An 18,984-nucleotide genomic window follows, 5' to 3' on the forward strand; every position below is an offset into this window, starting at 1 on the left:
AGAATGGCGGCATGGTGCGTAACCCCTTGACACCCGAAGAGCGCGAGCGCGGTGAGCGGCTCGGGCGGCTGCTCCGCGAGGCCCGCGGTGGCCGCAGCATGGCGGAGGTCGCGGCCAGCGCCGGTGTCTCTGCCGAGACCCTCCGCAAGATCGAGACCGGGCGGGCGCCGACCCCGGCCTTCTTCACGGTGGCCGCGCTGGCTCGGGCGCTCGGGCTCTCGATGGACGAGCTGGCCGGATTGTGCACGCCGGTCGGCGTGTGAGTCCGCGCCCGCACGTCACGTACCGGCAGGGCGGGCGTACTCTGCGTCCCGCCGGAAAACTCCCTGTAGCTTCTTCGTAACACGACTGGTGTTGCCTACGGACCGGAGTGCTCCGGTCTGGCGGGAGTTGGGCATGGCTGTGGAACAACTCCCTACTCATGTACGGGAGTTCGCGAACTACCTGAACGGCCTGACGGCGCGCCTCGATCAGGGCGGCGGCTGGTGCGGGGTGTTCTGGCAGCGCGATCCGGACGGCATGCGCGCCTGCCTCGACGGGCGTGAGGTACCGCCGTGGGACGTGGTCGAGGCGCTTCTGCAGGATCTCGCCTCGGAGTACGGCCCCGAAGCCGCCCGCGCCGAGGTGGAGGGAGCGCGAGGGCTGCACTCTGCCGCGCTCTTCGCCTACGACGCCCGCCCCGGCGGCCGGGACGCCCTCGGCGACCGGCTCGACGTGATGCTCCGCGAGCAGCGGTACGCCGCGGAACGGCAGGCGGAGCTGGGCCGGTCGCTGTCCGCGGCGACCAGCCAGGAACACGCGGACGCTCTTCGCCTCGATCTCGCCTGGGCGCGTGACGATCACACGCGAGCCACTGCCAGGTGCGCCGAACTCCGTTCACGGATGGCCGAGTTGGACCGACGGTCGGCGAGCGGGCAGACGGAGGCCATACGGCGAGAGCGCGCCGGGGGAGGGGCCGTGCTCGCCGTCGACGGCGCCCGGATGCCCGCCCCGCGCGCCCCTGAGACCCCGGCCCGCATCCCCGAGCCCCAACCGGAACCCCCCGCCCCCAAGCAGCGCAAACGCCGCCGAGGCGGCGCCCGCTTCGCCGGCATGGTCGAGGAGGACGCCGCCCCCGTCGTCGTTCCGCCCACCGCCGTGCCATCCTTGCCCGAGCCGTCGGCCGGGGGCCGCCGTACCCCCCGAGGTGCCCGCTTCGCCGGTGCCGCCGAGGGCATGGAACCGGCGGAACCGCAGGTCGAGCACGTGGACGGCGCGGACCGGCGGGAGGTCGTGGGGGCCGTCGAGAGGCTGGTGCGGCTGCGCCATGAGGGCCGTAGCGGTGAGGCGCACGCGCTGCTCGCCGAGATCGCCTACTCCTCCCCCGGGCGCTACCCCCTGCTCGCCGTCGAACTCCAGCGGGCCGGGCTGGCCGCGGACTGGGCCACCCTGCTGTGGGAGGCCGCCTCGCTGCCCGCCGACCGGCTGGTCGCGGCGGCGGACGCGCTGGTCGCCGCGGGGATGGGCGTGGACGGGGAGCAGATACTGCGGCAGGGAGTCGTCCGGACCGCCGACGAGATCGGGCGCGCAGTGCTGGGCCTCGCCGAGGAGGGGCGCCGACGCGAGGTGCGCGCCCTGCTCGACGCCTACGTCCGGGTCCGTACCCCCGAGGAGGCCGCCCGCAGCGTGGCCGCGGACCCGGGGACCCTCGTACCGTTGCTGCTGGAGGCCGCACGGGGTGTCTCGGACGAACGGCACTGGGATCTCGTCCACGCGCTGAGGGTCGCCGGATTCGCCGCCTGACCGGGTGGGCCACTCACCCACAGGAGTGTGAAACCGGATCGACTCAGCGGGTTAACGACGATGGTCTTGGCAAGCCCGTCCGGGAGGCTTACGTTCGTGCCTCTACGGCCTGCGTCTACGGGCGTAGAGGCTCTGACGTCCCGCCGAAGGAGCAGCTCATGGCCAACGTCGTACGTGCCGCTCTGGTCCAGGCCACCTGGACCGGCGACACCGAGTCCATGGTGGCGAAACACGAGGAGCACGCCCGTGAGGCGGCCCGCCGGGGCGCCAAGGTGATCGGGTTCCAGGAAGTCTTCAACGCTCCCTACTTCTGTCAGGTGCAGGAGCCGGAGCACTACCGCTGGGCCGAGCCCGTGCCCGACGGGCCGACCGTGCGTCGTATGCAGAACCTCGCGCGCGAGACCGGCATGGTGATCGTGGTGCCGGTCTTCGAGATCGAGCAGTCCGGCTTCTACTACAACACCGCGGCCGTGATCGACGCCGACGGCTCCTACCTCGGCAAGTACCGCAAGCACCACATCCCGCAGGTCAAGGGCTTCTGGGAGAAGTACTACTTCAAACCCGGAAACGCCGGCTGGCCGGTCTTCGACACCGCCGTCGGCAAGGTCGGCGTCTACATCTGCTACGACCGCCACTTCCCGGAGGGCTGGCGGCAACTCGGGCTCAACGGCGCCCAGTTGGTGTACAACCCGTCCGCCACGCACCGCGGGCTCTCCTCCCATCTGTGGCGTCTTGAGCAGCCCGCGGCGGCCGTCGCCAACGAGTACTTCGTCGCGGCGATCAACCGCGTCGGCGTCGAGGAGTACGGCGACAACGACTTCTACGGCACGAGCTACTTCGTCGACCCGCGCGGACAGTTCGTGGGGGAGGTCGCGAGCGACAGCAAGGAGGAACTCCTCGTCCGCGACCTCGACTTCGCCGTCATCGAAGAGGTGCGGCAGCTGTGGGCCTTCTACCGCGACCGCCGCCCCGACGCCTACGAAGGGCTGGTGCAGCCGTGATGGCCGACGATCTGCTGGGACGCCACCGCCGGGTGCTGCCGGACTGGCTCGCCCTCTACTACGAGGACCCGCTGGAGCTCACCCATGGCGAGGGCCGCCATGTCTGGGACTCCGAGGGCAACAAGTACCTCGACTTCTTCGGCGGCATCCTCACCACGATGACGGCGCACGCGCTGCCCGAGGTGACCAAGGCGGTCAGCGAACAGGCCGGGCGTATCATCCACTCCTCGACCTTGTATCTGAACCGCCCCATGGTCGAACTCGCCGAGCGGATCGCCCAGTTGTCCGGCATCCCGGACGCCCGCGTCTTCTTCACCACCTCCGGCACCGAGGCCAACGACACGGCCCTGCTGCTCGCGACGGCATACCGGCAGAGCAACACGATCCTCGCGATGCGCAACAGCTACCACGGCCGTTCCTTCAGCGCGGTCGGCATCACCGGCAACCGCGGCTGGTCCCCGACCTCCCTGTCCCCGCTCCAGACGCTGTACGTCCACGGCGGGGTGCGGACGCGGGGTCCGTACGCGGCGCTCAGCGACGAGGACTTCATCGCGGCCTGCGTCGAGGACCTCAAGGACCTGCTCGGCCACACCCGGGCGCCCGCGGCCCTGATCGCCGAGCCCGTCCAGGGCGTCGGCGGGTTCACCTCCCCGCCGGACGGCCTGTACGCGGCCTTCCGCGAGGTGCTCGCCGAGCGCGGCATCCTCTGGATCGCCGACGAGGTGCAGACCGGCTGGGGCCGCACCGGCGACCACTTCTGGGGCTGGCAGGCGCATGGACGCAGCGGCCCGCCGGACATCGTCACCTTCGCCAAGGGCATCGGCAACGGCATGTCCATCGGCGGGGTGATCGCCCGCGCCGAGATCATGAACTGCCTGGACGCCAACAGCATCTCGACGTTCGGCGGCACCCAGATCACCATGGCGGCCGGGCTCGCCAACCTGACGTACCTCGTGGAACACGACCTCCAGGGCAACGCCCGGCGGGTCGGCGGGCTGCTCATCGAACGGCTGCGGGCGGTCGCCGCGCACGTGCCGTACGTACGGGAGGTGCGTGGGCGCGGGCTGATGATCGGCATCGAGCTGGCCGAACCCGGGACGGACCGGGCGGCACCCGAAGCGGCGGCGGCCGTGCTGGAGGCGGCCCGCGCGGAGGGACTCCTCATCGGCAAGGGCGGCGGCCATGACACCAGCGCGCTGCGGATCGCCCCGCCGCTGTCGCTGTCCGTCGCGGAGGCCGAGGAAGGTGCCGCGATCCTCGAACGCGCTCTGAGGAGCCTTCAGTAAGGGAACACCGCCATGACCACCACCCTGGAACCCGCCCTGTCGGTCCGCCAGGTCCTCACCCTGGAGCGGGTGCTGGCCGGGGAGCCCGAGGTGGTGGCCGGCGCGGGCCAGCTCGACCGGCCGGTGCGCTGGGTGCATGTGGCCGAGGCCGCCGACGTCGGCGTGATGCTCAGCGGCGGCGAGATGGTGCTGACCACCGGGGTGCTGCTGGCCGGTGATGAGAGCGCCCAGGCCGAGTACATCCAGTCCCTGCACCGCGCGGAGGCCGCGGCCGTCGTCCTCGGACTCGGCCGCGCCTTCCCGGCCGCGCCGGATGTGATGCGCCGGGCGGCCGAGCGGTGCGGGCTGCCCATGGTGGTCCTGCACCGGCCCTTCCCCTTCGCCGAGTTGACCGAGGAGGTGCAGTCCCGGCTGGTACGGCGGAAGTTCGCCGCGGTCAGCCTCTCGGAGTCCGTGCGGACCGCCCTCACCGGCCTGATCACCGCGGGCGCCCCGCTCCAGCGCCTGCTCGACGAGATCGCCCAGCACAGCGCCTGCCCGGTCGTCGTCACCAACCTCGCCCACCGGGTGCTGGCCACCGCGGGGGAGCGCTCGGCCGTGGACGACGTGCTGCGCGACTGGGAACGCATCGCCCGGCAGGCCGGCGGCAGCGAGGGCGACGGCTGGATCCGTGCCGAACTCGGTGGCAGGGGCGAGCGCTGGGGCCGGATCGTCCTGTGCGGCCACCGCGGCGACACCGCCACCGGACGGCTGCTCGCCGACCGAGCCGCCGAGGCCCTGGTCCTGCACCGCATGCTCGGCGGCAACTCCGCCCACACCTGGGAGGAACAGTCCGCGCAGAGCCTGCTGACCGACCTGGTCAGCGGGGTCGTACCGGCCAGGCAGTTGCTGCCACGGGCGCGGGCGGCCGGACTGCCCGTCAACCGGCGCACCTTCGTGCCGCTGGTCGTGCGGGGCGGCGAACCTGCCCAACTGGACCGGGTGCTGCGGATGGTGGGCCTCCCGGGAATCGTCGCCGAGCTCGCCGACTCGGTCACCGCCGTCCTGCTGAGCCTCGCCCGGGACCAGGACGCGAGCGTGCTCGCCGCCAACTTCGCGACCCGGCTGCGCTCGGAGGCGCCCCGCACGGTCGTGGCCGCCGCCGACCCCCGCGCCGCCTGGGACGACGTACCCGCGGGCCTGCGCGAGGCGCAGCATGTCGCCGACGCCGTGGCCGATTCCGCGGCCGCCCTGGACCTGCCGGTCGTGGTGCGGCTCAGGGACGTCCATCTACGCGGACTGGTCCGGCTGTTGCGGGACGACCCGCATGTGCAGTCCTTCGCGGAACGGGAGTTGGACGGGCTGCTGTGCGGCCCGGAGGAGGATCTGCTGGCGGTGCTGCGCACCTACCTCGCCACCGGCCGCAACAAGTCCCGCACCGCCCAGCTCCACCATGTCTCCCGGCCCGCCCTCTACCGCCGCCTTGAGGCCATACAAGGCCGCCTCGGAGTGGACCTCGACGACTTCGAGCAGGCCGCCTCGGTGCACATCGCCCTGCTCGCACACGACGCGCAACAGGGTTGAAACATGCGACGACCTGGGAAAACGGCGGTGAAACATGGGCCCACGAGGGGGTGACACCGTGGCACGCCGGATGCCCGCAGACGTGACACCGTGCAACTCAAAGACCTTTTTCGGACTTCCTAGTCTTCTCGCACACCGAGCGACCGGAGGTCCCGATGAGCAGAGTGATCCGTGCCGCCCTCTTCCAGACCGCGTGGACGGGCGACAAGGAGTCGATGATCCAGGTACACGAGCAGGCGGCCCGCGACGCGGCCGCGCAGGGTGCTCAAGTCCTGTGCTTCCAGGAGCTGTTCTACGGACCGTACTTCTGCCAGGTGCAGGACAAGGCGTTCTACGAGTACGCCGAACAGATCCCCGAGGGCCCGACCGTACGCCGCTTCCAGTCGCTGGCGAAGGAGCTGGGCCTCGTCCTGGTGCTGCCGATGTACGAGGAGGAGCAGCCCGGGGTCCTCTACAACACCGCCGCCGTGATCGACGCCGACGGCTCCTACCTGGGCAAGTACCGCAAGACCCACATCCCCCAAGTGCAGGGATTCTGGGAGAAGTTCTACTTCCGCCCCGGGAACAGCGGCTGGCCCGTCTTCGAGACGGCCGTCGGCAGGATCGGCGTCTACATCTGCTACGACCGCCACTTCCCCGAGGGCTGGCGGGCACTAGGCCTCGCCGGTGCCGAGATCGTCTTCAACCCCTCGGCGACCTCGCGCGGACTGTCCCGCTATCTGTGGCAGCTGGAGCAGCCGGCGGCGGCCGTCGCCAACGAGTACTTCGTGGGCGCGATCAACCGGGTCGGCGTGGAGGACCTCGGCGACAACGACTTCTACGGCACCACGTACTTCGTGGACCCGGAGGCCCAGTTCGTCGGCGAGGTGGCGAGCGACAAGGAGACCGAACTCGTCGTCCGCGACCTGGACCTGGCCAAGCTCCGCGAGGTCCGCGACCGCTGGCAGTTCTACCGCGACCGGGAGCCGGGAGCGTACACGCCGCTGACAGCACCCTGATCGCACCGACCGCCCCGTCCACCCTGGGAGGAGAGGGACCATGAGCAGTCGTACCGTCATCCGTGGCGGTCTCGTCATCACCGCGTCCGACGAGGTCCACGCCGACGTCCTGATCGAGGACGGCCGCGTCGCCGCCCTCGCCGTGCCCGGTACGCAGAACTGGAGCGCGGACCGCACGATCGACGCCACCGGGAAGTACGTCATCCCGGGCGGCGTCGACGCCCACACCCACATGGAGCTGCCCTTCGGCGGCACCTTCGCCTCCGACACCTTCGAGACCGGCACCCGGGCCGCCGCCTGGGGCGGTACGACCACCATCGTGGACTTCGCCGTGCAGAGCGTCGGGCACAGTCTGCGCGAGGGCCTGGACGCCTGGCACGCCAAGGCCGAGGGCAACTGCGCGATCGACTACGCCTTCCACATGATCGTCTCCGATGTGAACCAGGACACGCTCAAGGAGATGGATCTTCTCGTGGAGGAAGGGGTGACCAGCTTCAAACAGTTCATGGCCTACCCCGGGGTCTTCTACAGCGACGACGGCCAGATCCTGCGCGCCATGCAGCGCTCCGCCGAGAACGGCGGCCTGATCATGATGCACGCCGAGAACGGCATCGCGATCGACGTCCTGGTGGAGCAGGCGCTGGCACGCGGGGAGACCGATCCCCGCTACCACGGCGAAGTCCGCAAGGCCCTGCTGGAGGCCGAGGCAACCCACCGCGCCATCAAGCTCGCCCAGGTCGCCGGCGCCCCGCTGTACGTCGTGCACGTCTCGGCGACGGAGGCAGTCGCCGAGCTGGCCAAGGCACGTGACGAGGGGCTGAACGTCTTCGGCGAGACCTGCCCGCAGTATCTGTTCCTGTCCACCGACAACCTCGCCGAACCCGACTTCGAGGGCGCCAAGTACGTCTGCTCCACGCCCCTGCGCCCCAAGGAGCACCAGGCCAAGCTCTGGCAGGGCCTGAGGACCAACGACCTCCAGGTCGTCTCCACCGACCACTGCCCGTTCTGCTTCGTGGGCCAGAAGGAACTCGGCCGGGGCGACTTCTCCAAGATCCCCAACGGTCTGCCGGGCGTGGAGAACCGGATGGACCTCCTCCACCAGGCCGTCGTCGACGGGCACATCTCGCGCCGCCGCTGGATCGAGATCGCCTGCGCGACCCCGGCCCGGATGTTCGGCATGTACCCGAAGAAGGGCACCATCGCGCCCGGCGCCGACGCCGACATCGTCATCTACGACCCGGGCGCCGAACAGATCATGTCGGCCGACACCCACCACATGAACGTCGACTACTCGGCCTACGAGGGCAAGCGCACCACCGGCCGGGTCGAGACGGTCCTCTCGCGCGGCGAAGTCGTCATCAGCGAGCGGGAGTACACCGGCCGCGCCGGGCACGGGGTCTACACCCCCCGCTCCACCTGTCAGTACCTCAACTAGGAGTGGCGCACATGGACTTCGGACTCGTCCTGCAGACCGACCCGCCGGCCTCGAAGGTCGTCAGCCTGATGAAGCGGGCCGAGCGCAACGGCTTCACCCACGGCTGGACCTTCGACTCCGCCGTGCTGTGGCAGGAACCGTTCGTGATCTACAGTCAGATCCTCGCCAACACCACCAGGTTGACGGTCGGGCCCATGGTCACCAACCCGGGCACCCGCACCTGGGAGGTCACCGCCTCCACCTTCGCCACCCTCAACGACATGTTCGGCAACCGCACGATCTGCGGCATCGGCCGCGGTGACTCCGCGATGCGGGTCGCCGGGCGCACCCCCAACACCCTGGCCCGCATCAGCGGGGCCATGAAGGTCATCCGCGCCCTCGGCCGCGGCGACGAGGCCGACCTCGGCGGCACGGTGATCAAGTTCCCGTGGATCAGGCCGGGCGCCGAACTCCCCGTCTGGATGGCCGCGTACGGCCCGAAGGCGCTGAAGATGACCGGCGAGGAGGCGGACGGATTCATCCTCCAGCTCGCCGATCTGTATCTCACCGAGTACATGGTCAAGGCGGTCAAGGACGCGGCCGTCGCCGCCGGACGCGACCCTGCCGAGGTGAAGATCTGCGTCGCCGCCCCGGCGTATGTCACCGAGGACGACTCGCCCGAGGCCCTCGCCCACGCGCGCGAGCAGTGCCGTTGGTTCGGCGGGATGGTCGGCAACCATGTGGCCGACCTGGTGTCCAAGTACGGCGAGCACTCCGCCGCCGTACCCGATGAACTCACCGACTACATCAAGGCGCGTGAGGGGTACGACTACTCCCACCACGGGCGCGCCGACAACCCCGACACCGCCTTCGTGCCCGACGAGATCGTCGACCGCTTCTGCATCATCGGGCCGGTGGAGAAGCACATCGAGAAGCTGAACGCGTTGCGCAAGCTGGGCGTCGACCAGTTCGCCGTCTACGACATGCACGACGCACAGGAAGCCGTCATCGACGCGTACGGGGCGCAGGTCATCCCCGCCGTCAACGGCTGAAGTCGGTAGCGGACGAAGTCCGTCACCCCTCCCGATAACTCCCCCTTCCCGCCGTCCCGGGCAGGGGGCCCAGGGCGCTCTTCCCTCAGCGCACCCCCCATCGGCGCCACCCGCACGGCCTTTCCCTTCCCACCGTCCCTGATTGGCCTGCCCATGACTGACACCGCTCCCACGGCGATACCGCCGTCCTCCCAAGTCACCCTCGCCGACGGCCGCGTGGAGCTCGCCCCGGGGTCCCCGCCGCCCAGCGGTCCGTACGCCAACGACGACCTGCTCCCGGTCCCGGTGGAGAAGCGGACCTGGACCACGTACAACTTCTCCGCGCTGTGGGTCGGCATGGCCCACAACACGGCCTCCTGGACCCTTGCCTCCGGGCTCATCGCCGTCGGCATGGACTGGAAGCAGGCGGTGCTCACCATCGCGCTGGCCAATGTGATCGTGCTGGTGCCGATGCTGCTCACCGGGCACGCGGGGCCGAAGTACGGCATCCCCTTCCCGGTGTTCGCGCGCGCCTCCTTCGGTATTCGCGGCGCCAACCTCCCCGCTGTCGTACGCGCGTTGGTGGCATGCGGCTGGTTCGGGATCCAGACCTGGATCGGCGGTGAGGCGATCTTCTTCCTGGCCGGGAAGCTGATCGGCGACGGCTGGGCGGACGCCGGCAGGATCGGCGGATACGCCTGGACCATGTGGCTGTCGTTCGCGATCTTCTGGGCGATCCAGGTCGCGATCATCTACCGCGGTATGGAGACGATCCGCCGGTTCGAGAACTGGGCGGCGCCCTTCGTACTGGTCGGCGCCTTCGTGATGCTGTGGTGGATGAGCGACAAGGCGGGCGGCTTCGGCCCGCTGCTCGACCAGCCCTCCAAGCTCGGCTGGGGCGGCGACTTCTGGAAGCTGTTCTGGCCGTCCCTCATGGGCATGATCGGCTTCTGGTCCACGCTGTCCCTGAACATCCCGGACTTCACCCGGTACGGGAAGAGCCAGAAGGCCCAGACCTGGGGTCAGGCCCTCGGTCTGCCGACGACGATGACGCTGTTCGCGTTTCTGTCGGTGATGGTCACCTCCGGTTCGGCGGCGGTGTACGGCGAGCCGATCTGGGACCCGGTGCAACTGGCCGCGAAGACGGACAACGTGGTCGGGCTGCTCTTCGCCCTGGTGACCGTGCTGGTGGCGACCCTGTCGGTGAACATCGCGGCCAACCTGGTCTCACCGGCCTTCGACTTCTCCAACATCGCGCCCCGGAAGATCAGTTTCCGTACCGGCGCCCTCGCCACCTGTGTGCTCGGCGTGCTGATCTTCCCGTGGAAGCTGTACTCCGACCCGCAGGGCTACATCTTCACCTGGCTGGGCCTGGTCGGCGGTCTGCTCGGCACGGTCGCCGGCATCCTCATCGCCGACTACTGGATCCTGCGCCGGGGCCGGCTCGACCTGACCGACCTGTACCGCACCGGAGGGCGTTACTGGTACGAGGGCGGCTGGAACTGGCGGGCCGTGGTGGCCTTCCTGGCCGGTGGGGTGCTGGCCATCGGCGGCGCGAGCTTCGATCCGCTGATCGACGGCACCCCGATTCCCGCGCTGTCGTCGCTGGCCGACTACGGCTGGGCGGTGGGCCTCGGCACCTCGATGGTGCTGTATCTCGCGCTGATGCTGCTGCGCGGCCGGGAGGAGCGAACCGTCTGACGCGCTGTCCGGAGGACGGTCAGCCCTTCTGGCCGTCCTCCAGTGCCGCGACCGCCTCCTTGGCGGCCTTGATGGCGCCCTTGTTGATCTCGTCCGAGCTGGGCGCCCCCTTCGTCTCGAAGTCGCTGCCGTTGTAGGTGACGACGATCAGCGCGTTGGAGACCTGGGCCAGCACCACGCCCTCGCGGGTCTCCTGATTGTCCTCGGTGGTCAGGTTCACCACCGAATAGCCCGCGTCACCGAGGCCCGGAACATCCCCTCCGCCGCTCTTGTCCTCCATGCGCTCTTTGTGCGACTTCTGTGCCGCTTCGTCCGAGTCCGTGATCTCGAAGGAGACGTCGAGCCAGCGGTAGTCGTACCCCTTGAGCGCGTTCCAGGAGCAGGTGCGGCGCAGCTCCGTGTCCGTTGACGGGATCTCCTTGCCGGCCGTCTTGGCGCCCGGGACAAGCGATTTGACCGTGGCCGAGGAGATGCTGTCGCAGGGCGCGGGGGCCCCGGCGTACGTCTTCGACGCGGCCGAGGTGGAGGGCGCCGAGGCGGACTTGTTCTCCGTCTTCTCCTGCGCCTGGGGTGCGGCGTCCGGTTCCGCGGCCATCGGGCCGGACGTCAGCGCCCAGCCCGCCACGGCGAGCACTACGACGGGGGACAGGCGGGCGGTGAGGGCGAGCGGCAGGGGGAAGGAACGCACGGCGCACTTTTCGTGGGGGACGGTGCGGAGGGAGTCCGCACTGCGGACGTGACGGCAGTTTCGCACGACTCCCTGTGGGGTGGAAGTGTCAACTCGCTCCGTGCATGGGCGGTGACGGAGGCCCACCGCCCATGGGTCCTATGCCCTGTTATGTCCGTGCGGTGGGTCGGCTCAGCGCGGACTCGATCCTGTCGACCGCCGTGAACGCCCCGTACGCCACGAGGTGCACCAGACAGTGGTCGGTGTGCTCGGGCCGCCGCCAGGCCGCCACGTCCTCGTCCGTGATCCGGTACGGCGCGAGGGCCGCCAGCAGCGCCAGACGCGCCCCCGGCCTCTCCCGACGGTCCGGGAACCCCTCAAGCCCGAGTCCCGGGTGCCGCCCGTCCCAGTGCCACAGCTTCTCCAGTACGACGGCCTGGTCGTCGGCGTCGAGCAGATCGGCGCCCGCCATGGCCGCCCGGAGCAGCGCCGCGTACGCGGGTCCCACGGCGGTGCCGCCCGCCCACGCGGGGGCCTCGCCGGGCTCGGCGTGGTCGAGCAGGGCGAGTGCCGTGCCCGGCCTGGCGGGGCGGCGCACGGTCCGGGAGAGCGAACGGCCGGCCAGGCTGCGTACCACCCTCAGTCGCTGGGCGTTCGCGGGCATCAGGTTCTCGGTCAGCAGCGCCGACACAATCCGGTTGATGAAGTGGAAGGCGAGCGCGGTGCCGATGTAGCCGGGGGCGTGCTCGCGCGGGAAGGGGTACGGCTTCGACGCCGGGCTCGGCACGCAGGTGCGCCTGCCCCACTCCAGCACGCGTGCGTGCCCTTCGTTCTCCGGGCGCTCTCCCCGCGCGAGGCGCTCGGCGAGGGCGTGGTCGCCGGTGGCGTGCAGCAGCACGGTGTGGGCGTCCACGCAGAACGGGCACTGGTTGGCCTGGGACACCCCGAACGCCGCGAGCTCCTTGCCGGTACGGCTGCCGGGTCCCGCGATCAGTGACTCGCGCATCAACGCCCAGGTGGCGGCGAGGAGTTCCGGCGCGGAGGAGAGCACCACGAAGGTGGGTGGTTCGTCGATGCCGAAGTCGAGGGCGAGCTGGTTGTAGACCTCGGCGACACGTCCGGTGGCCGCCTTGCGCGGCAGGGGCTGGGTGTAGCGGAAGGGTGTGGTCATGGGCAGCAGCGTGCGGTGCCTGGGGGTTCCGGGTCGTCGTACGGCCGAAGGGAGTTGACGCTGCGTCGGCCGGGTGGCCCGGGACCGGAAACTACTGCGTGGGGAGTAGTGCCGGAGTTGTCCACAGGGCTGACGTCGCTGTCCGTGCGGGCGTCTACTGTGCCGTCATGAGCGGGATCCCGGTCTCACGCAGACACCTCGCCGACGCGGCCCTGGCGGTCGTGGTCGGCGCCCTTGTGCTGACCACGACCGCCGGCGCGACCTTGGTGGACTACGCGCTCATGGTGGTGGGCTGTGTGGCGCTCGGGTTCCACCGGGCGGCGCCGCGGGCGGTGCTGGCGGTGGCGACCGTGAGCGGCGCCGCCTACGTGCTGCACGCCGAGCCGGGAACCCTGGCCGCCCTGCCCGTCATCGGCGCCGTGCACACGGCGGCCCGGGTCGGACACCGGGCGCTGGCGGGGGCGGCGGCCGGAGCGTTCCTGGCGGCGTACATCGCGACCGGGCCCGGCACCCAGGAGGTGCTGGAGAAGTCCGCGCTGCTCGCGGGCTGGTTCCTGTGCGCGGTGGTGACCGGGCTCGCCGACCGCAACTGGCAGGCCTATCTGCGCCAGACCGAGCAGCGTGCCCTGGAGGCGGAGCGCACCCGGGAGGAGGCCGCCCTGCGCCGGGCCGGTGAGGAACGTCTGCGCATAGCCCGGGAGTTGCACGACTCGCTCACCCACAGCATCTCCATCGTGAAGCTCCAGGCGGGCGTCGCCGTCCATCTCGCCCGCAAGCGGGGCGAGGAGGTGCCGCCCGCGCTGCTCGCCATCCAGGAGGCGAGCGGGGAGGCGATGCGCGAACTGCGGGCCACGCTGGAGGTGCTGCGCACCGACGAGCCGAGCGGCACCCCGGCGCTGCTGGTGGAGCGGGCGCGGGCGGCGGGCCTCGCGGCCGAGCTGGCGGTGACCGGGGACGAACGCCCGCTGCCCGCCACCGTGGACCGGGCCGTGTACCGCATCGTCCAGGAGGCGCTCACGAACGCGGCACGGCATGCGGGGCAGGCGAAGGTCAGCGTGGAACTCGCCTACGGTCATGAGGAGTTGACGATCCGGGTGGACGACGACGGAAACGCAGCCCCGGACCGCCCGCCCGTGCCCGGCATCGGGCTCACCGGCATGCGGGAACGCGTCACGGCCCTCGGCGGCACCCTGCACGCGGGCCCGCGCACGGAGGGCGGCTTCTCGGTGCGGGCGCAACTGCCGCTGGGGGAGGCGGGATGATCAGGGTGGCGCTGGTCGACGACCAGGCCCTGATGCGAGCCGGGTTCCGGGCCCTGCTGGACGCCGAGGACGGCATCGAGGTGGTCGGTGAGGCGGCCGACGGGGAGCGGGGCGTGGCGCTCGTGCGCGCCGAGGTGCCGGACATCGCGCTGATCGACGTACAGATGCCGGTGATGACGGGCATCGAGGCGACCCGCCGGATCGCCGCCGACCCCGCGCTCGCGGACGTCCGCGTGGTGATCCTCACCAACTACGGCCACGACGAGTATGTCTTCGAGGCGCTGCGCGCGGGCGCGAGCGGCTTTCTGCTGAAGGACACCGAACCGGCCGACCTGCTCCAGGCGATCGAGGTCGTGGCCCGCGGCGAGGCACTGCTGTCCCCGTCGGTCACCCGCACGCTCATCGGCGAGTTCGTCGCCCGCCCTCCGGACCGGGCCACCGCCCCCGGCCTGGAGTGCCTCACCCGCCGCGAACGCGAGGTGACGGCCCTGGCCGCCCGTGGCCTGAGCAACGAGGAGATCGCCGAGCACATGGTCATCAGCCCCTTCACGGCCAAGACCCACATCAGCCGCGCCATGACCAAGCTGGGCGCCCGGGACCGCGCCCAACTGGTGGTGTTCGCCTACGAGTCGGGTCTGGTGACGGCGCGCGGCGGGAGCTGACCCGCGTACGATCGCACGACCCGACGGCCGCGTCTCAGGGCTTGCGCGCCACGCCGCCGTAGACGTCCGTGGGCTCGGGTGTGGTACCGGGTTCGGGGCGCCACAGGGGGCAGGAGACGATGCCTGGTTCGAGCAGCTCCAGGTCCTCGTAATAGGCAGCAAGCTGTTGCGGGCTGCGCAGGACGTACGGGACGGCACCGGTGTCGTCGTAGCCTTGCTGGGCGCGCTTGAGTTCCTGGTCGGTGTCGGTGCTGTCGTAGTGGACGAAGTAGCTGCCGGACGGCAGCACGGCCTGGAGGCGACGGACGATGGATGTGGCCTCTTCGTAGTCCTGGATGTGGCCGAGGATGCCCATGAGCATCAGGGCGACCGGCTTGTCGAAGTCCAGGATCCGGCGTGCCGCCTCGATGATCTTCTCTGGGTCGTGCAGATCGGCGTCGATGTACTCGGTGACGCCCTCGGTGGTGCTGGTGAGCAGGGCCTCGGCGTGGCGCAACACCAGGGGGTCGTTGTCGACGTAGACGATGCGGGACTCGGGTGCCACGCGCTGGGCGACCTGGTGGGTGTTGTCGTAGGTGGGCAGGCCGGTGCCGATGTCGAGGAACTGGCGGATGCCGAGTTCGCCGGCCACGAAGGACACGGTGCGGATCAGGTACTGCCGGGAGGCACGGGCCATGGTCTCGATGTTCGGCGCGATCTCGCGGTAGGCGTCGCCCGCGTCCCGGTCGACGTCGTAGTTGTCCTTGCCCCCCATCCAGTAGTTCCAGATGCGGGCCGAGTGGGGCACCGTGGTGTCGATCTTGGACAGGGCTTCCTGGTCGGGGGAGGGCTGGCCGTCTGCCATGGGAATTCTCCTGCCATGCGTCACGCGGTCGGTCACTAACCTACCGTCAACTTCGTCTTGTTCCCCGCGACTTCGCGATGAGCGGGGCCATGCGCGGGGGATGGGCGGTCGAGGTCTCCCGCGTCGAGAGTGACGACGGGTACATGCTGAGAGAGAGAACGGAACACCCGTGTGTAGGCGTCGGTCGCCTCGCTGAAGGCCGTGGGGGCGATCCGAGGAGGATGCCGGGGCGCCGTCAGGTGGATGAGAGCCCCGTCGCGTTCAGCCACGGACTCGGCGAAGTCGAGCGCCTGGATCCAGGACACGCGGGACTCGCCGCGCAGCAGCGGTCCGTACACGAGTTCGTGGATGATGCTGCCGCTGAGCACCAACCGGCCCGGTTCGGCGAAGAGTTCGCGATACGGCCGGGTCGGGTCCACATGGTGCAGGCGATCCGCATCGCATCTGATCAGGAAGCCGTGTTCGGCCAGTTCGGTGATCAGATCGCTCCTGCCGATGCCGTCGGCGCTCTCGATGACGAGAGTGCTGCATCGGGTGAGGGCCTCCTGCAGGTTCATGCAGTGTGGCCGGGTCGAGGCGACGTGTGCATACCACTTCCTTCAGGACACCGGGCTTGCTCAGTGTGAACGGGGAACCCGCACAGCAGGAGGGCGCGTGCGGGTTGTCCGGTGGTGCGGGCGTAGTGGTGTACCGGGTGGAGTGGGGCGGTGCTCAGGCGACCAGGAAGTCTGCCTGGCCTGCCTTGGCCGCTTCGAGGAACACGATCATCTCGTCGCGGGAGTAGACCAGCGCGGGACCATCGGGGTCCGTGGACTGGCGGAAGGCGACGCTCCCGTCGGGCAGCTGCTTTGCCTCGACGCAGCTGCCGCCGTTGGTGCCGCTCCACGGCTTGTGCCAGCCCTCGGTTCCCAGATCGGTCGCCGGCATGCCGCTGTAGATCGGGTCCATGGATGCCATGGTCACAACTCCTTACGCAGTTCAGCCAGGATTGCCCTGGTTCGTGCGACCGGCTCCGCCTGGACGGACATCCGGTCCAGTACCTCGAGATAGTTGACGACGTCCGCGGGCCGGTCGACGTAGACCGCGCCGGCCAGGCTCTCCGTGTAGATGACGTCAGGGAGTTCGGAGAATCCGAAGCGGAAGTGGTGGAAGGGGCCGAAGGCGCCCGGGTGGGCGCCGGCCGAGAATCGCATGATCTGGATCCGGACCTTGGGCAGGTCCAACGCTTCGTTGATCCGGTCGATCTGAGCCCGCATCACTTCGGGACCGCCGACCGGCCGGCGCAGCACCGTCTCGTCCAGGACGGCCCAGACGGCTGGTGCCTCCGGCTTGGTGAGCAGGTCCTGGCGCTTGAGCCGCAGATCGACGCGGCGGGATATGTCCTCCTTCGACTCGTTGGGAAAGCCGATACGCATGAGCGCGGTGACGTAGTCGGGTATCTGCAACAGGCCGGGGACGTAGTGAGGTTCGTAGAGACGGATGACGGTGGCTTCGCTTTCCAGGCTCACGTATGCCTGGAACCACTCCGGGAGTACGTCGCGGTACTGGTACCACCACCCGGGTTCGTTTGCCTTCCTGGCCAGGTCGAGGAACCCCTCGGTCTCCGCTGCCGGGACCCCGTAGGTGCGCAGCAGTTCCTTCACGTACGGGATGCGGAGCTTGACCTCGGCCTTCTCGATCCGGCGGACCGTGAGAGGAGTGACCTCGATGGCCCGCGCGGCGTCCTCGAAGGACACACCGGCCTGCACCCGCAGCTGCTTCAGCCGCTTGCCGAGGACCATCCGCAGGACAGTGGGTGCGCTGCCGCCCGAGCGGTTCTCGCTCACGTTCCACCTCCCTAAGCGGCCGTCACAGCGTGAAGTGTGCCACGCAGCCGACGACAGAGACAGAGCGATGAGGATCGATTCGAAATTATCAGAACGCCAGTTGCGAATCGAGTGTGTAGACAACCATAGTGACCGTGGGACCTGTCGCACAGGTCGGCGCGCCGAAGTCAACTGGGCGCGGTCTGGGCCGACTTGAGGTACCGGCAAGGGTGTATCCGCACACGAGCGAGGCGAGACCTGGATGGCCACCGTGACCGAGGGACACGCAAGGAGCCAGGGCAAGGGGGCCGCCGGAGCCAACAAGGCTCTGGCGTCCGCGCTGAAGGAGTCCGGCTGCTCCTATGCCTCTCTCGCCCTCCGGGTCAACGACCTCGGACACCGGCAGGGCATTGACTCCAACTACGACAAGACGTCGGTCACCCGCTGGCTCCAGGGACAGCAACCGCGCGGCGAGACACCGGGGTTGATCGCCACGGTGCTGTCCGAGCGGCTCGGCCGCGCCGTGTCACCCGCGGACCTCGGCTTCCAACGTGATCAGCAACGCCCGGTCGAGGGCCGTGCGTTGGTCTACGACGAAGACGTGGCCGAAGCCCTCCACACGCTCGCCGAACTGGGATCGACCGACATCTCCCGCCGCAGCCTGCTCGGACCCGCCCCCTTCGTCGCCGGCGCCCTGGCCAATCCTCAGCGCGAGTGGCTGCTGTGGCTGCTGGAGAACCAGAACAGCGACCGTCCCATGCGGGTGTCCGACGGGGGACCGGTCGAGCAGGTGCACGCGATGATCGCCCTGTTCGACCAGATGGACAACCACTACGGGGGCGCCGGTGTCCGCACCAGCATCGTGCACTACCTGGCCACCGAAGTCGTCCCCATGCTCCAGCGGCGCAGCACACCCCCGCCCGAGCAGCGCCTGCTGTACGCGGCCGCGGCCAGGCTCGCCGCGATGGCCGGCTGGAGTTCGTACGACGCAGCGGAGTACGGGCTGGCCCAGCGCTACATGACCCAGGCACTGAGGCTGTGCGCCGAGAGCCGCGACCGGGTGCTGGGCGGGCAGATCCTCGCCGGCCTGTCCCATCTGGCCACCAACCTCGGCCGCCCGGACGAGGGAGTGTCCCTGGCCCGGGCGGGCATTGCCACCGCCAAGGGAGCGGGCAGCCCGTTGGGGTTGATGCGCCTGCACGCCATGTCGGCCCGGGGGCACGCGGCCCAGGGCAACGCCGCCCGGGCGAGCGAGGCCCTGCGTCAGGCCGAGCGGCAACTGGACGCCAGCCGGGGGGCTGACCAGGAATCGCCCTGGGTGCGTTTCCTCGACGACCACTATCTGCAAGCCGAGGCCGCGCTCTGTTTTCGCGATCTGGGGCTCGCCGCCCAGGCTGAGCGCACGGCGAGCGACTCGGTGAAAGCCAACGCCGACCGGCGCAGGCGCCAGGCCATCAGCCGCTCCGTGCTGGCCACGGCCCACCTTCAGCAGAACCGGCTGGACGAGGCCATCGGCACCGCGACCGAGGCACTCGACACACTCGCCACCGTGCACAGCGAACGATCCGTCCAGGCCCTGCGCGATTTCCGCAGGCGCCTGGACTCCCGCCGCCACGAGCCCCTTGTGCATGAGTTCGTGCGCCGGTCCCAGGCGGTACTGGGAGCCGTAGCGTGATCCGGCTGCCGCGATGAAGCGGGCGAACACCTCGGGAACCTTCCCGCGCATGTTCCGCACGCGTTCGAACGCACCGGCCGGACCACTACGCGCCCGCAACCGGACAACCCGCACACCCCCTG

The 18,984-nt window shown here is 70.0% G+C and carries 18 protein-coding genes; 12 read left to right on the plus strand and 6 right to left on the minus strand.

All coding sequences use genetic code 11. The features are described 5' to 3' along the window. Nucleotides 1–11: 11 nt before the first annotated feature. The 9 genes from H4N64_RS27460 to H4N64_RS27500 all read left to right on the plus strand — a co-directional run bounded on the left by H4N64_RS27460 (nt 12) and on the right by H4N64_RS27500 (nt 10,776). Nucleotides 12–263 (plus strand): helix-turn-helix domain-containing protein, encoded by a 252-nt coding sequence (locus tag H4N64_RS27460; RefSeq protein ID WP_186285109.1) that lies wholly within the window; start codon nt 12–14, stop codon nt 261–263. A gap of 133 nt (nt 264–396) precedes the next feature. Continuing rightward, nucleotides 397–1,782 (plus strand): hypothetical protein, encoded by a 1,386-nt coding sequence (locus H4N64_RS27465; RefSeq protein WP_186285110.1) that lies wholly within the window; start codon nt 397–399, stop codon nt 1,780–1,782. Nucleotides 1,783–1,940: 158 nt separating this feature from the next. Beyond that, entirely contained in the window at nt 1,941–2,783 is an 843-nt protein-coding gene (locus H4N64_RS27470; RefSeq protein ID WP_186285111.1) for a nitrilase-related carbon-nitrogen hydrolase, read from the plus strand. Beyond that, nucleotides 2,783–4,069, plus strand: a complete 1,287-nt coding sequence (locus H4N64_RS27475; protein WP_186285112.1) for an aspartate aminotransferase family protein — start codon at nt 2,783–2,785, stop codon at nt 4,067–4,069. Before H4N64_RS27470 ends, H4N64_RS27475 begins: the two co-directional genes overlap by 1 nt. A 12-nt stretch (nt 4,070–4,081) precedes the next feature. Further along, nucleotides 4,082–5,632 (plus strand): PucR family transcriptional regulator, encoded by a 1,551-nt coding sequence (locus H4N64_RS27480; protein WP_186285113.1) that lies wholly within the window; start codon nt 4,082–4,084, stop codon nt 5,630–5,632. A 155-nt stretch (nt 5,633–5,787) separates the two neighbouring features. Beyond that, entirely contained in the window at nt 5,788–6,630 is an 843-nt protein-coding gene (locus H4N64_RS27485) for a nitrilase-related carbon-nitrogen hydrolase (RefSeq protein ID WP_186285114.1), read from the plus strand. A gap of 40 nt (nt 6,631–6,670) precedes the next feature. Continuing rightward, nucleotides 6,671–8,065, plus strand: coding sequence for a dihydropyrimidinase (hydA, locus tag H4N64_RS27490; RefSeq protein ID WP_186285115.1), 1,395 nt, complete (start codon nt 6,671–6,673; stop codon nt 8,063–8,065). 11 nt (nt 8,066–8,076) lie between these two features. Further along, nucleotides 8,077–9,096 (plus strand): TIGR03842 family LLM class F420-dependent oxidoreductase, encoded by a 1,020-nt coding sequence (locus H4N64_RS27495; protein WP_186285116.1) that lies wholly within the window; start codon nt 8,077–8,079, stop codon nt 9,094–9,096. Nucleotides 9,097–9,249: 153 nt separating this feature from the next. Beyond that, entirely contained in the window at nt 9,250–10,776 is a 1,527-nt protein-coding gene (locus tag H4N64_RS27500; protein WP_186285117.1) for an NCS1 family nucleobase:cation symporter-1, read from the plus strand. 19 nt (nt 10,777–10,795) lie between these two features. Here H4N64_RS27500 and H4N64_RS27505 read toward each other — a convergent pair whose 3' ends face one another. Next, a complete protein-coding gene (locus H4N64_RS27505; RefSeq protein ID WP_186285118.1) occupies nt 10,796–11,464 on the minus strand; it encodes a hypothetical protein in 669 nt (222 codons plus the stop codon). A gap of 148 nt (nt 11,465–11,612) precedes the next feature. After that, nucleotides 11,613–12,614 carry a carboxymuconolactone decarboxylase family protein gene (locus H4N64_RS27510; protein ID WP_186285119.1) on the minus strand — a complete coding sequence of 334 codons (1,002 nt, stop codon included), beginning with the start codon at nt 12,612–12,614 and terminating at the stop codon, nt 11,613–11,615. 167 nt (nt 12,615–12,781) lie between these two features. Between H4N64_RS27510 and H4N64_RS27515 the strand changes: the two genes are divergently transcribed. Beyond that, nucleotides 12,782–13,876 (plus strand): sensor histidine kinase, encoded by a 1,095-nt coding sequence (locus tag H4N64_RS27515; protein ID WP_186285120.1) that lies wholly within the window; start codon nt 12,782–12,784, stop codon nt 13,874–13,876. Further along, the gene (locus H4N64_RS27520; protein ID WP_186285121.1) at nt 13,873–14,538 is read left to right on the plus strand and encodes a response regulator; all 666 of its coding nucleotides are present in this window, start codon (nt 13,873–13,875) and stop codon (nt 14,536–14,538) included. Before H4N64_RS27515 ends, H4N64_RS27520 begins: the two co-directional genes overlap by 4 nt. A gap of 34 nt (nt 14,539–14,572) precedes the next feature. Here H4N64_RS27520 and H4N64_RS27525 read toward each other — a convergent pair whose 3' ends face one another. The 4 genes from H4N64_RS27525 to H4N64_RS27540 form a co-directional block, all read right to left on the minus strand. After that, the gene (locus H4N64_RS27525; protein WP_186285122.1) at nt 14,573–15,382 is read right to left on the minus strand and encodes an SAM-dependent methyltransferase; all 810 of its coding nucleotides are present in this window, start codon (nt 15,380–15,382) and stop codon (nt 14,573–14,575) included. A gap of 35 nt (nt 15,383–15,417) precedes the next feature. Further along, on the minus strand, nt 15,418–15,939 hold the full coding sequence (locus H4N64_RS27530) for a hypothetical protein (RefSeq protein ID WP_186285123.1): 522 nt from the start codon (nt 15,937–15,939) through the stop codon (nt 15,418–15,420). Nucleotides 15,940–16,093: 154 nt separating this feature from the next. Beyond that, on the minus strand, nt 16,094–16,339 hold the full coding sequence (locus H4N64_RS27535) for a DUF397 domain-containing protein (RefSeq protein ID WP_186285124.1): 246 nt from the start codon (nt 16,337–16,339) through the stop codon (nt 16,094–16,096). A gap of 2 nt (nt 16,340–16,341) precedes the next feature. Continuing rightward, entirely contained in the window at nt 16,342–17,208 is an 867-nt protein-coding gene (locus tag H4N64_RS27540) for a helix-turn-helix domain-containing protein (protein ID WP_336246811.1), read from the minus strand. A 241-nt stretch (nt 17,209–17,449) separates the two neighbouring features. Between H4N64_RS27540 and H4N64_RS27545 the strand changes: the two genes are divergently transcribed. Further along, nucleotides 17,450–18,862, plus strand: coding sequence for a tetratricopeptide repeat protein (locus H4N64_RS27545; RefSeq protein WP_186285125.1), 1,413 nt, complete (start codon nt 17,450–17,452; stop codon nt 18,860–18,862). Nucleotides 18,863–18,984 lie beyond the last annotated feature (122 nt).

The sequence above is a fragment of the Streptomyces cupreus genome (genome assembly GCF_014257025.1).
Classification (GTDB): domain Bacteria; phylum Actinomycetota; class Actinomycetes; order Streptomycetales; family Streptomycetaceae; genus Streptomyces; species Streptomyces cupreus.

Excerpts from the sequence above, each read along its gene's own strand:
- H4N64_RS27460 (WP_186285109.1), top strand. The coding sequence starts at position 12 with ATGGTGCGTAACCCCTTGACACCCGAAGAGCGCGAGCGCGGTGAGCGG.
- H4N64_RS27465 (WP_186285110.1), top strand. The coding sequence starts at position 397 with ATGGCTGTGGAACAACTCCCTACTCATGTACGGGAGTTCGCGAACTAC.
- H4N64_RS27470 (WP_186285111.1), top strand. The coding sequence starts at position 1,941 with ATGGCCAACGTCGTACGTGCCGCTCTGGTCCAGGCCACCTGGACCGGC.
- H4N64_RS27475 (WP_186285112.1), top strand. The coding sequence starts at position 2,783 with ATGGCCGACGATCTGCTGGGACGCCACCGCCGGGTGCTGCCGGACTGG.
- H4N64_RS27480 (WP_186285113.1), top strand. The coding sequence starts at position 4,082 with ATGACCACCACCCTGGAACCCGCCCTGTCGGTCCGCCAGGTCCTCACC.
- H4N64_RS27485 (WP_186285114.1), top strand. The coding sequence starts at position 5,788 with ATGAGCAGAGTGATCCGTGCCGCCCTCTTCCAGACCGCGTGGACGGGC.
- hydA (WP_186285115.1), top strand. The coding sequence starts at position 6,671 with ATGAGCAGTCGTACCGTCATCCGTGGCGGTCTCGTCATCACCGCGTCC.
- H4N64_RS27495 (WP_186285116.1), top strand. The coding sequence starts at position 8,077 with ATGGACTTCGGACTCGTCCTGCAGACCGACCCGCCGGCCTCGAAGGTC.
- H4N64_RS27500 (WP_186285117.1), top strand. The coding sequence starts at position 9,250 with ATGACTGACACCGCTCCCACGGCGATACCGCCGTCCTCCCAAGTCACC.
- H4N64_RS27510 (WP_186285119.1), bottom strand. The coding sequence starts at position 12,614 with ATGACCACACCCTTCCGCTACACCCAGCCCCTGCCGCGCAAGGCGGCC.
- H4N64_RS27515 (WP_186285120.1), top strand. The coding sequence starts at position 12,782 with ATGAGCGGGATCCCGGTCTCACGCAGACACCTCGCCGACGCGGCCCTG.
- H4N64_RS27520 (WP_186285121.1), top strand. The coding sequence starts at position 13,873 with ATGATCAGGGTGGCGCTGGTCGACGACCAGGCCCTGATGCGAGCCGGG.
- H4N64_RS27525 (WP_186285122.1), bottom strand. The coding sequence starts at position 15,382 with ATGGCAGACGGCCAGCCCTCCCCCGACCAGGAAGCCCTGTCCAAGATC.
- H4N64_RS27530 (WP_186285123.1), bottom strand. The coding sequence starts at position 15,939 with ATGAACCTGCAGGAGGCCCTCACCCGATGCAGCACTCTCGTCATCGAG.
- H4N64_RS27535 (WP_186285124.1), bottom strand. The coding sequence starts at position 16,339 with ATGGCATCCATGGACCCGATCTACAGCGGCATGCCGGCGACCGATCTG.
- H4N64_RS27545 (WP_186285125.1), top strand. The coding sequence starts at position 17,450 with ATGGCCACCGTGACCGAGGGACACGCAAGGAGCCAGGGCAAGGGGGCC.